At 71.4% G+C, this 11,978-nt stretch carries 8 protein-coding genes; 4 read left to right on the top strand and 4 right to left on the bottom strand.

The genetic code is table 11. The annotated features are described in order from the left end of the window. Positions 1-150: 150 nt before the first annotated feature. On the top strand, positions 151-3,195 hold the full coding sequence (locus ADL03_RS16790) for an NACHT domain-containing NTPase (RefSeq protein ID WP_053734388.1): 3,045 nt from the start codon (positions 151-153) through the stop codon (positions 3,193-3,195). Positions 3,196-3,255: 60 nt separating this feature from the next. On the opposite strand, the gene ADL03_RS16795 is transcribed toward ADL03_RS16790, so the two are convergent. Then, complete coding sequence (locus tag ADL03_RS16795) at positions 3,256-3,606, bottom strand: hypothetical protein (RefSeq protein WP_053734389.1); 351 nt, start codon at positions 3,604-3,606, stop codon at positions 3,256-3,258. A gap of 179 nt (positions 3,607-3,785) precedes the next feature. Between ADL03_RS16795 and ADL03_RS16800 the strand changes: the two genes are divergently transcribed. The 3 genes from ADL03_RS16800 (at position 3,786) to ADL03_RS16810 (ending at position 6,165) form a co-directional block, all read left to right on the top strand. Then, the gene (locus ADL03_RS16800; protein WP_053734390.1) at positions 3,786-4,316 is read left to right on the top strand and encodes an NUDIX hydrolase; all 531 of its coding nucleotides are present in this window, start codon (positions 3,786-3,788) and stop codon (positions 4,314-4,316) included. A gap of 219 nt (positions 4,317-4,535) precedes the next feature. Beyond that, entirely contained in the window at positions 4,536-5,510 is a 975-nt protein-coding gene (locus ADL03_RS16805) for a D-cysteine desulfhydrase family protein (RefSeq protein WP_053734391.1), read from the top strand. A 22-nt stretch (positions 5,511-5,532) separates the two neighbouring features. Further along, positions 5,533-6,165 (top strand): GTP pyrophosphokinase family protein, encoded by a 633-nt coding sequence (locus ADL03_RS16810; RefSeq protein WP_231641944.1) that lies wholly within the window; start codon positions 5,533-5,535, stop codon positions 6,163-6,165. On the opposite strand, the gene ADL03_RS16815 is transcribed toward ADL03_RS16810, so the two are convergent. The 3 genes from ADL03_RS16815 to ADL03_RS16825 are packed head-to-tail and all read right to left on the bottom strand — an operon-like array spanning position 6,130 to position 11,403. Beyond that, positions 6,130-8,403 carry a condensation domain-containing protein gene (locus ADL03_RS16815; protein WP_197288384.1) on the bottom strand — a complete coding sequence of 758 codons (2,274 nt, stop codon included), beginning with the start codon at positions 8,401-8,403 and terminating at the stop codon, positions 6,130-6,132. The two genes, ADL03_RS16810 and ADL03_RS16815, sit on opposite strands and share 36 nt — an antisense overlap. Further along, on the bottom strand, positions 8,393-10,813 hold the full coding sequence (locus ADL03_RS16820; RefSeq protein ID WP_197288385.1) for an AMP-binding protein: 2,421 nt from the start codon (positions 10,811-10,813) through the stop codon (positions 8,393-8,395). Before ADL03_RS16820 ends, ADL03_RS16815 begins: the two co-directional genes overlap by 11 nt. Next, entirely contained in the window at positions 10,810-11,403 is a 594-nt protein-coding gene (locus ADL03_RS16825) for a 4'-phosphopantetheinyl transferase superfamily protein (RefSeq protein ID WP_063798611.1), read from the bottom strand. Before ADL03_RS16825 ends, ADL03_RS16820 begins: the two co-directional genes overlap by 4 nt. Positions 11,404-11,978 lie beyond the last annotated feature (575 nt).

The raw sequence follows: 11,978 nt of genomic DNA on the forward strand, positions 1-11,978 counted from the left end.
CCGTGCCCAAAACCTTGCGCAAAACCTTGACCCCCGTTTCGGCCCGGCTGGTCCGTTCGGCCGATCAGCCGCGACCGTTGGACGGCGCCAAACGACCTGTCGCCGCAGCCGCCGTCCCGGTTTCATGATCACCGGGCAAGAGTTTGACCGGTGGCCAAGACCTACAGTTACGCGGACGCCGTCCGGCTCCTCGGCAAGAGGGAGAGCGCCCTCGTCACCGCGCTCGACAGGCTGGCGGGGTTCACGCTGCTCGGCGGTGCCGCCGGCGGGGTGTCCGAGCTGCTCGGCTGGTTCGACGCGAAGACGGACTTCGTGCGGCTGAGCCACGAGCTGCTGGTCAAGGCCGGTGAGAAGCGGTCGGGCCTGAGCCGGTACAGCCGGACCGAACGCCTGCACGCCGCCCACACCGTGATCGTCGTGGTGGCGCTGTTCGAGGCATTCGAGCAGGTCGAGCTGCCGTTCCGGTTCACGGAGCTGGGGCTCGGCAAGGACGAGCAGCGCACGCTGGTCGGGCTGAACAACATCTTCGACGGCGAGGGCGTGCTGCCCAGCGCGCACCGCCCCTACGAGCAGAACCTCCTGGCCCTGGAGCAGCAGTACGAGGGCGCCTGCCGCGGCATCCTGCGGCTCGTCAGGGACAGGGCGGTCTGGGCGCTGCTGAGCGGTGAGCAGCGCGACCGCACCGAACGGGTGCTGTCCACCCTGCACAAGGCCGCGCTGACCCGGTACGAGGAGCTGGTCCGCAAGCTGGGCGCCGAGTACCACGAGCTGGCCTTCTGGTTGCAGGCCGACCAGAACGCGCACATCTCGGCCGGGCTGACGCGGCTGGAGGAGGCGCTCACCCGCACACGGGTCGGTGCCGAGCCGGACGAGCGCCGCAGGGCGCTGGCGAACCGCTACCGGGCGGTGCTGGACCGGCCGATCATCGACCCCGGCCAGGTGCCGGCCGGGCTGGAGATCCCGATCACCCGCCACGCCTACGTCGACCCGGACTACCAGGTCGTGCCGATGACGCAGGGCGCTCACCCGGCCGAGCTCGGCTTCTGGTGCGCGCCCGAGCAGCGCTCCGACCTCTACCAGTACCTCGTCGGCCACCTGACCTCGCCGAAGGCGGTCAGCCACCCGCTGGTGGTGCTCGGCGACCCCGGCTCCGGCAAGTCGCTGCTCACGAAGGTGCTGGCCGCGCGGCTGCCGGCCAGCGACTTCCTGACCGTGCGCGTGGAGCTGCGGTCGGTCGCCGCGGAGGCCGACCTGCGCAGGCAGATCGACCAGGGGCTCAGCCTGGCGCTGCACGAGGACGTGAGCTTCGCGGCGATGGCGAGGGCGGCCGGTGACGCGTTGCCGGTGGTGCTGCTCGACGGGTTCGACGAGCTGCTGCAGGCGACCGGGGTGAGCCAGACCGACTTCCTGCACCGGGTGCAGACGTTCCAGCGCGACCACGCCGACGCCGGGCACCCGGTGGCGGTCGTCGTGACCAGCCGGATCAGCGTGGCCGGCGGCATGCAGATCCCGCTCGACACCGACGTGCTGCGGCTCGCGCCCTTCACCGACGCGAACGTGGCGGCGTGGCTGGAGGTCTGGAACTCCTCCAACGAGGACTACTTCCGGCACAACGAGGTCCTGCCGCTGACCGCCGGCGCGGTGATCGCGCACCACGACCTGGCCGAGCAGCCGTTGCTGCTGCTGATGCTCGCGCTGTACGACGCCGTGGGCAACGCGTTGCAACGCCACCACGACAGCCTGGGCCGGATCGACCTGTACGAGAAGTTGTTGCGCCGCTTCGCACGCCGCGAGGTCGACAAGGGCAACGACGTCGTCGCGGCGGACGACGACCCGGTCGAGGTGGAGCTGGAGAAGCTGTCGGTGGTCGCGTTCGCGATGTTCCAGCGCGGCACGAAGTGGGTGGCGGGCAAGGCGATCGACCAGGACCTGACCGCGTTGCTGCGCGCCGGTGTGCCGCAGTCGACGCACGGGATGCGCACGCCGCTGAGCGAGGGCGACCGGATCGTCGGCAGGTTCTTCTTCGTGCAGTGCGCGACGGCGACCCGCGACAAGCACCTGTTGCACACCTACGAGTTCCTGCACGCCACCTTCGGCGAGTTCCTGGTCGCGCGGTTCATCTGGTGCGTGCTCAGCGACCTGCGCGAGCGGGAGTCCTCCGGGCGGCGCATCACCGGCGCGCAGCCCGACGACAGCCTGCTGTGGGGCCTGCTGTCGTTCGCGCCGCTGACGTCGAGCAACCCGGTGATCGAGTTCCTGATGGAGATGGCGGGTGCCGACAAGCACCGCGACGCGCTGAAGACGTTGGTGCAGCGGCTGTTCGCACTGGCGCAGATCCCGCGCGCCCGTTCGCTGGAGGCCTACCAGCCGGTGCGCAGGCCCGCACCGGCGCGGTACGCGATCTACAGCCTCAACCTCGTCGTGCTGCACGTGGTGCTCGACCAGTGCTGCAGCTCGCACGACATCGGCGTGCCGGACTGGTCGAAGCTGACGACGTTCTGGAAGTCGCAGCTGTCGGACGCGGAATGGCGCACCCTCATCGAGTCGCTGTACGTGCGGCGCGACACCCCGCCGCACGTGGTCCTCGCCATCGGCACACCGGTCCCGACCACCGTGGAGCAGGACGGGCTCGCGGGGCGCGTCTCGTTGAGCGAGGCGGCGCTGGACGTCCGGTTCACCGGCGACCCGGCGGGCAGCCAGTTCAAGCACGCGTTCGAGGCGCTGCCCGAACACCGCCTCGACGTGGACTACGCGCGGGCGCTGATCCAGCTCACCGCCTCACCGGCGCACCCGGCCGACCGGGCGCGCCACTACCTGCGCTGGGCCGACCGGTACCCCGACCTGGTGCTGGAGTGCCTGCGCCGCGACATCACCGTGGGCGTGCAGACCCTCGAACGGCTCGCGACCACGAAGGTGGGCACCAGCAGCGCGTTCGTCGTGCAGCTGTGCGACCGGATCGGCCGCGGTGGTCCCGATGCCGAGCTGCTCGGCGTGCTCGGGAGCATCGTCACGAGCGGCTCCGAGGTGCCGATGCTGGACGCGTTCCTGCGGCTGCACGAGGGCAGCTACCGGGACTGCGAGCTGGATCTGCGAATCATCTTCGCGTCCGTGGACTTCGAGCGGGTGGGCGCCCACCGGCCCGACCTGGTCTACCGGGCCGGGACGGTCGCGCACGACATCGGGCTCTTCGACTAGCAGCAGACGTGCGACGGCGACCGGGCCGCCCGATCCGGCCCGGTCCGCGTCGTGCCGCGGTCAGGCCCGCCAGCGCCTGGACGCGTGGACCACCTCGCCGACCGCACGGGCGAGACTGCCGTCGACGTCGACGTGGCGCTCGTGCTCGGCCGTCGGAAGCGGCCTGGCCGGCTGCTCCGGGGCCTCGTACGGGTCGCTGTCGTCCCACCGCAGCCTGCGTGCCGTCTTCACGAACACGACCGCCGCGGCCAGCAGCAGCACCCCGACCGCGACCGGCCACAGGACCTTTTCCGCGATCGCGATGGCGAACTGGACCTGGGCCACGACGACGAACACGACGGTGAGCCCGACCACCGACCACGGCGCCGAGTGTCCGTCGCGTCTGCGCTTGGCGGCACCGGTTGCCCCCATTGGCGTCACCTCCACCGATGTCGCTTCGGACATCGGCGATTGATCGCACGGAGTTACACCGCCCAGCGTACTCCTCGGTCGTTTGGTTGCGCACAGTCATCACCCGCGGTACCGCTCACCAGGCACGGACGAGCGGACCGGCGTGCGCACGATTCACCCCGTGGTGTGATCATCGACCCATGACCGCACTGCACCACGGCGACCCGGCCGCGTTCGCCGCCGACGTCCTCGACGAGGGCCCGCCCGAACCCGAGCACGACCCCGGCGTGGCCTCCCGCCGTCCCACCAAGACCTCCGCCGCGGGCGCGCTGATCCGTGATTCCACCGGACGCATGCTGTTCGTGGTGCCGACCTACAAGTCCGTCTTGGACATCCCCGGTGGAATGACCGAGGACGACGAGTCGCCGAAGGCCGCGGCCGCCAGGGAGATCCGCGAGGAGCTCGGCACGGACCTCGCGCTCGGGCGGTTGCTCGTCGTGGACTGGACGCCGCGCAACGGCGTCTGGCGCGACTGCCACCAGTTCGTGTTCGACGGCGGTGTGCTCGACGGTGCCGTGGCGCACGACCCCGAGCTGGAGTCCGTGGTGTACCTGACGCTCGACGAGGCCAGGCCGCGCATCTACCCGTCGCTGCACCGGCGGCTGGTGCTCGCGGTGGCGGCGGCGGAAAGCGGTTCCACGCGGTACGCCGAGTTCGGCCGGGAGGTGTAGGAGGGCGGCGGCTGGCGGGCGGCGGGCTGGTGGGTTCCACTGTGGACGGGCGCGTGCCGCAGCCGTCGTGAGCCGTGGCCCGCGGCCGGCAGCGCCACCGTGGTCCGCGGCCCGCGGTGCGCGCCGCCGTCGCACCGCCCGTCCACCCCGCCCGTCCACCCCGCCCGCCTACGCCGCCGGTCCCGCCTTGCCCCTCCGCGTGGCATTTAAGCTCGCCCCATGGACCTGACCGCGTTCCCCAGGGTGAGCCTGGGCAGCTGGCCGACCCCGCTCGACGACGCCCCGCGCCTGGCCGCGGCGCTCGGCGGCCCGCCCGTCCTGGTCAAGCGCGACGACGTCAACGGCCTCGGCGCGGGCGGCAACAAGCTCCGCAAGCTCGAGTTCCTCCTCGGCGCGGCGGTCGAGCAGGGCGCGGACACGATCATCACGTTCGGTGCGCTGCAGACCAACCACGGCCGCCAGACCGCCGCGGCGTGCGCGAAGCTCGGTCTGCGCTGCGAGCTGGTGCTGACCGCCAAGGTCCCGATGTCCGGTCCCGCCTACGAGCAGTCGGGCAACGTCGTCCTCGACCACATGTTCGGCGCGAACGTGCACGTCTGCGCGACGCCGGAGGAGGCCGTCGAGGTCTACGACCGGGTCAACCACGCGGGCGCCGTCACGCTCCCCGTCGGCGGTTCCAACGCGCTGGGCACCCTCGGTTACGTCGCCGCCGCCGTCGAGCTGGTCGGGCAGCTGGGCGAGCGCGGCATCGACGACGCGTGCGTCGTCGTGCCGCAGGGCTCCGGCGCCACCGCCGCGGGCCTCGCGCTCGGCACCGAGCTGCTGGGGTGGCCGGGCACCGTCCACGCCGCCAGCGTCTCGCACAGCGCCGAGGAGGCCACCGCGGAGCTGCACCGGCTCGCCACCGACGCCGCCGGGCTGCTCGGCCGGGCCGCTCCGAAGCTCGGCCACGTCACCGTCACCGACGACACGATCGGCGCCGGCTACGGCGTGCCGACCGACGAGATGTGGGCCGTGCTGAAGCTGTTCGCGTCCACCGAAGGGGTGATCCTGGACCCGGTCTACACGGGCAAGGCCGCGGTGGCGTTCGAGCGCCTCGCACCCACCCTGACCAAGCCGGTCGTGTTCCTGCACACCGGCGGCCTGCCCGGCTTCTACGGTTACGCGCCGCAAGCCGTGAACCAGTACCGATAGCCAGGTCAGTACGCTGGACGGCGTGACCGACCTGGCCGACGACCTCAGCCTGCTTCGCGACCTCGAACGCAGGTTGCTCGTCTACAAGTTCGCGATCGAAGAGCTGATGACCAAGCTGAGGATCCTCAGCGAGGAGTTCGACTCGGTGCACCGGCACGACCCGATCGAGCACATCACGAACCGGGTCAAGAAGCCGGAGGGCATCCTGCAGAAGCTGCGGCGCAAGGGCCTGCCGTTCGAGCCCGACCGCATCGGCGACCAGCTCGACGACATCGCGGGCGTGCGGGTGATCTGCCCGTTCGTGTCGGACGTGTACCGGGTGTCGGCGATGCTGGCGAGCCAGCACGACGTGGACGTCCTGCTCACCAAGGACTACATCGCCGTGCCCAAGCCGAACGGGTACCGCAGCCTGCACCTCATCGTGCGGATCCCGGTGTTCCTGTCGGACCGGGTGGAGCACGTGAAGGTCGAGGTGCAGCTGCGGACCATCGCGATGGACTTCTGGGCCACGCTGGAGCACAAGCTGTTCTACAAGTACGACGACCGGCCGCCCGCGGACTTCGTCGACGAGCTCATGTCGTCGGCGTTGATCGCGGCGCAGCTGGACGAGCGGATGGAGTCACTGCACCGCCGCATCCACCAGGACGAGCGCTAGCTCCCGCGCGGCCTCCCCGCGCAGCACGCCGTAGTGGTCGGCGTCGATGCGGTGCTTGGCGGCGTCGGTCAGCGTCGCCCACTGGTCGAGCTGGCTGTCCAGCAGGTCGGCGGCGACCACGACCGCACGGGTCTGCTGCGGCTTGCGAGCCGTGTAGCCCGCGGAGGCCCTGGCGTGCCGCAGGAAGGCATCCCAGCGCTCGCTCAGCACGTGCGCGGGCACGTGGTGGCCGGCCTGGGCGAGCCGTGCGGCCATCACCAGCGTGTCGCCGAACTCGCCCTCGACGCCGAACGACGCCATGACGTTGCGGCCGAAGTCCTGGAACCACTCGCGTTCGACGTCCTCGGGGTAGTTCTGGCCGATCGGTGGCGTCGAGTCGATCAGGGCGAGCAGCGGTGGTTCCGGGTAGCGGGCGGCCATCTCGAACACGACCTGCCCGCCCATCGACCAGCCGGCCAGCACGTCGGGCGTCAGCCCGGCCAGGTCGAGGTCGGTGCGGTAGGCGCGGGCCATCATCGGCACGGTGGCCAGCGGTTCGACCTCCTGCGACACGGTGACGCGCCAGTCGTCCGGGAGCGCCGCAGCGAGCTCGCGGTAGTCCTGGACGCCGCCGCCCGCGCCGTGGACCAGGTGCAGGTGCGTGCCGGGGCCGTCCCGCAACGTCACGAGCGTGCTCGGCGCCGCCTGCTCCTCGGTGTTCAGCAGCTGGGTGACGAGCCGGCGCGGGGTGGGTTCGACGAGCCAGTCGGCGATGTCGACGGGCGCGCCCAGCCGGTCCCGCACGGCCGCCAGCAGCCGCACGACGTGCAGGGAGTGGCCGCCGGAGGCGAAGAAGTCGGCGTCCGGGCCGGTGGGCGGTGACTCGACGAGCGCGGCCCACTCCTGCGCGATCACCTCCCACTCGGTTCCGGACGGAAGTGCCTGGTGCTCCACGGCTTCGGTCTCGGCGCGGCCGGCGACCGCGCGGGTCCTGACCGGCAGGGCGCCGACGGTGAGCGCGGGATCGGCCCTGAGCACGGCGTCGACGTCGTCGAGCAGGCCGACGACGGTGTCGCGGTCGTAGCGGCCGGTGTTGTACTCCAGTTCGGCGCGGTGGCCGCCGTCGACCTCGGCGAACGACATGGCCATGTCGGCACGGGCCGCGCGGTTGGGGCTGGCGAGCCAGGTGAGGCCGACGTCGCCGAGCTTGAGGTCGAAGCCGATCGAGCCGAGGTAGCTCACGAGCAGCGGTGCCGCGTCGGTCAGGGACGCCTGCGTGGCAGGGGGAAGCGCGGCGAACACGGCCGGGTACGGCACGTGCTGGTGCGCGAACATCTGCCACAGCCCGTCGCGGGCGCGGGTGGCGACCGCCGCGATGGTGTCGGTGTCCTCAATGGACGCCCGCACCACGCAGAGGTTCGCGGTGTAGCCCATGAGGGCCTGGTCGCGTGCGCTCATCCGGTTCGCGGCGACGACACCGAGGCTGATGTCGTTGCCGGCGGTGCGGGCGAGCACGATCTCCAGTGCCGCCAGCATGATCGCGAACGGCGTGGCGAACGACGCCTTGGCCAGCGCCGCGACGCCCGCGCTGGCCTCGGCGCTCAGCATGTGCCTGATCACGACACCGGGCGCGCCGACGCCGAACCGGCCGGGGCGGTCGGCGGCGACGGTCGTGGCGGTGGCGCCGTCGAGCGCCGAACGCCAGTGGTCCAAGGTCTTGTCCCACTTGCCGCTCGCGCGGGCCTCGTGCTGTTCCACCGCGTACACCGTGAAGGGAACGGCGTCGGAGTCGAACTCACCGCCCTCGTAGGCGGTCGAGAGCTCGGCCATCAGCAGCTGGATCGCCCAGCCGTCCAGCACGATGTGGTGGACGGTCAGCAGCAGCTCGTGCCGCTCCCCCACCCGCACGTGCGTGAGGCGGGCGAGCGGCGCGTCGGCGAGGTCGATCGGCTGTTCCTGCACCTCTTCCGCGATGAAGCGGGCCAGTTCCTCGTCGCCGTGGGGGACCTCGACGACGTCCAGGCGGGCCTGCCGGGTGTCGTGCACGGTCAGCGTGACGTCGTCGCCGGTCCGCTGGACGGCCGTGCGCAGGGCCTCGTGACGGTCGGTGAGGCGTTGCCAGGCGGCGCGCAGCCGTTCGGTGTCGAGCGGGCGGTCGCAGAGCAGCCGCCAGGTGAGGTTGTAGAGGGACTTGTTGCGGGCCCGCTGGTGGATCCACCAGACGGACTCCTGCATCGCCGTCGCGGGACTAACGAACACCCTGTGCCTCCAGGAACTCCGCGAGCAGCCGCTTGCGGTCGACCTTGTCGATGTCGGTCAGCGGGATGTCGGCGCGGTGGTGGAACGCGCGCGGCCGCATGTAGACCGGCAGGGTGTCGGTGAGCTCGGTGAGCTCCTCCTCGCTGACCTCGGCACCGGTGTGGAACGCGTGCAGGTCGATCTCGCCGTCCGCCGCGGTGACGGCCAGCACGACCGCCTCGACGACACCGGGGTGGCGGCGCAGCACGGACTCGATCTCGCCGAGCTCGACCCGGTTGCCGCGCACCTTCACCTGGTGGTCGATCCGTCCCATGTGGACCAGCTCGCCGCTCTCCCGGCACACCCGGTCGCCGGTGCGGTACCAGAGGTCGCCGGAGACGGGGCTGGTGCCGTCGTAGAGGGTTCCGCGCGCCTCACCGTCCTTCCAGGACACGAAGCGGCCGATGTTCTCGCTCTCGGTCAGGTAGCCGGGGAACCGCTGCGGGCCGCGCACGCACAGCTCGCCGTCGTCGTCCTGCGGTTCGAACTCGTCGTTGAACAGCACGTGGTCGAGGTGGTCGAACACCGTGCCGATGGGCGCGGACCCGTTGGAGGTGACGATGCGGTCCTGCGGGTCGGCCGGCACCTCGTAGGCGGTGACGATGCACGCCGCCTCGCTGGGGCCGTAGCAGTTGATCACCGCGGTGTTCGGTGCCGCCTGCGTCCAGGCCTCGATCTGTTCCACGGTCAGGGGTTCGCCGCCGAACGAGCTGAGCCGCAGCGTCGGCATGCTGTTCGGTGCGAGGGCGCGCAGCCGCTTGGCGAACGAGATCAGCGACGGCACGGACATCCAGTGCGTGAGCCGCTTGCCGCTGATGAACTTGACCGGCGTGAGCACGTCACCGCGTTCCGCGACGACGAGGGTCGCGCCGGAGCCCCACGCACCGAACATCGACAGGATCGAACCGTCGAAGCACATCTCGAACGTCTGCGCCACCCGCGAGTCCGGGGTGAGCTTGTAGCGCTTCATGACCTCGGCCAGGAACCAGCTGACGTTGGTGTGCGTGACCGGCACGCCCTTCGGCTTCCCGGTGGCACCGCTGGTGTAGACGACGTACGAGCCCTCGTCGAGGTCGGGGCGGATGATGTCGGGGATCGCCGTCCCGTTGGCGGGCAGCAGGAACTTGCGCCAGCGGTCGCCGGTCATGTCGAACAGCGGCACGGTCGTCTTCGCCCGGTACTCCTCCAGCCCCTCGCCGGAGCTGTCGTCGATCATGGTGAAGTCCACGTGGGCGTCCTCGGTGATGCCGAGGTTGCGGACGGCGGGCGCGGCCGGGTTGAGGGCCACCGCCGTCGCGCCGAGCCGCAGCCCGGCCAGGTAGGAGATGTAGCCGATCAGGCTGCGCGAGGTCATCAGGCCGACGCGCTTCGGTGCGCGGCCGAGGTTCTCCAGCATGGCGGCGCTGACCCGTTCGACGGCTTCCTGCAGCTCGGCGTAGGTCAGGGTGACGCTGGAGATCTCGATGGCGACGTTGTCCGGGTACTCCTGTGCGGACGCGTGGAACCAGTCGTAGAGGGAGCGGGTGGTCAGCACGGTTGCCTCCGGGGCGAGATCGGTTTCGAGCTCAAGCAGGTGACGCAGGGTGTTGTGCACGAGCGACGCGCGCGGCCGTCCCCTGCGCGCCGAGTCCACGGCGAACCGCAGCGCCTTGGGCAGCCCTTCCCAGGCGGTGCCCGCGTCGGTGTGGCCGAACAGCCGGTGCCGGAAGGCCCGGTGCTGCGCCGCGGTCCACAGGTCGTCGAGGTTTCGTTCGGTGATGCGGTCGGCCAGGAACGGCAGTACTTCCTCGTCCTTGCGCAGCCACTCGCCGTCGAGCCGCGGCGTGACACCGGGACCCGGCTCGCGAGTGAGCCACAACGGGCCTGGTGGTTGTTCGAGCGGAAAACCGAACACGTGCTCGTTCCTGATCTTCTGTTCGGTCGTCCACTCACCCGGTCGCATGGCCGTGACGAGCTGCTCGGTGGTGAGCCACCCGGCGAACGGGTGCTGTTCCCCGTCCGCGAGCAGCCCGGCAAACCCGTCGCGCACGTACCAGCGGTCCTGCCGCCGGCGTTCGACCAGCACCCAGTGCGGCGCGGGGCTGCTGCCCGGCGACCACGGCAGCTTGGCGTTGTCCGTGACCACGAGGCACCGCCCGTACCGCTCCAGCTCGTCGGCGATGCCCTGCACGGGGTCGCCGGTGGCGTAGGAGAGCTGGGTGCCGTCCGGCAGCCGGTTCAACGGGTACCGGTGGTGCGAGAACGCGAGCTCGTCCAGGTCCGTCCGCACCGCGAGCCGCACCGACTCGGCGAACGTCGCCTCGGTCCCCGCGAACTCACTGGCCAAATACCCGACCAGGTTCGTCGTGTAGCAGCTCAACCCGGTGATCATCGCCCCTCCAGGAACGCCACGCTCACCGGCACCACGCTGTGCCGCACCCGGCTCCACCGCACCCCGCCCCACCGCCCACTCGCCTGTCCCCGCGCCACCGGAACCGCCCACGGCCGCCCGGACAACCCTTCACCGGTCGCCTTCACACACGCCTCCTGCACGGTCCAGACCCAGGCGAACTCCCAGTCCCGCTCGCTCTGCGGCAACCCGGCCAACTCCCCCACCCCGCACCGCCGCAACAACCCCTCCGACGCCGGCACCGGCACCTGCACGTCCACCCCGATCCCTTCTCCCCGCTGACAGGCAGCGGCGACGTACCCGCCGTCGTGCGACAGGCTGATGGACAGGTCGGGGTGGTCGGGCAGGTACGGCTGCCCACTCTCACGCGCCGCGATGCGCACGTTGCGGCCGCCTTCGCCTTCGCCGTCGCCGTCGCCTCCGCCGAACTCGGGGAGTTCGGTGAGCAGGCTGCGCAGCAGGCCTCGGGCGGCGGCGAACTCGTGGGCACGGACCACGGGGAGGTGGGCGGCGGCTTGGACGTCGAGCGGGTGCAGCTCCACGTCGCCCATGGCGGCGACGGCGACCCTCATCTCGGCACCCCGGCTTCGGCGGGGCACGCGTTCGGTGCGCCAGGTCGCGTGCTCGTGGCGCCGGGTTGTGCGCATGTCTGGATAGGCCGCGCGCTCGTGGCGCCGGGTTGTGCGCAGACCCGGTTGGGCCGGGCACTCGGCTCGCCGAGCCGGGTGCACGTCCGGCTGGGCCGGGCGTTCGGGCGCAGATCGCTGACGGGGCTCTTGGCCGCTTCCACGTTTCTGTCGGACCCGCTGAGTACGTTGGGACGCAGGGGGCCCTGACGTCGGGGGGACCCCTGCGCAAGCCTGCCCGCTGCGGCCCGCATCGCGGCTCGCCTCATCACGGCTCGCTCCACGGCGGCTCGACCGATCACGGCGGCTCGACCGATCACGGCAGGCCGCCCCACGGTGGCCCGTCCCACGGTGGCTCGCTCCACCACAGCCCGCCTCATGGCGAGCCTTCCCACCACAGCAGCCCCTACTGCGCCTGGCTCCACCGCGGTAGCCCCCACCACGGCTCGCTCCAAGGCAGCCCGCCCGATCACGGCAGCCCGCCCTACCGCAGCCCGCCCCACTCCGGCCCTTCCCACAGC

Source organism: Nocardia sp. NRRL S-836 (assembly GCF_001279525.1).
Classification (GTDB): Bacteria; Actinomycetota; Actinomycetes; order Mycobacteriales; family Pseudonocardiaceae; genus Lentzea.

Excerpts from the sequence above, each read along its gene's own strand:
- ADL03_RS16795 (WP_053734389.1), bottom strand. The coding sequence starts at position 3,606 with ATGGGGGCAACCGGTGCCGCCAAGCGCAGACGCGACGGACACTCGGCG.
- ADL03_RS16820 (WP_197288385.1), bottom strand. The coding sequence starts at position 10,813 with ATGATCACCGGGTTGAGCTGCTACACGACGAACCTGGTCGGGTATTTG.
- ADL03_RS16805 (WP_053734391.1), top strand. The coding sequence starts at position 4,536 with ATGGACCTGACCGCGTTCCCCAGGGTGAGCCTGGGCAGCTGGCCGACC.
- ADL03_RS16800 (WP_053734390.1), top strand. The coding sequence starts at position 3,786 with ATGACCGCACTGCACCACGGCGACCCGGCCGCGTTCGCCGCCGACGTC.
- ADL03_RS16825 (WP_063798611.1), bottom strand. The coding sequence starts at position 11,403 with ATGAGGGTCGCCGTCGCCGCCATGGGCGACGTGGAGCTGCACCCGCTC.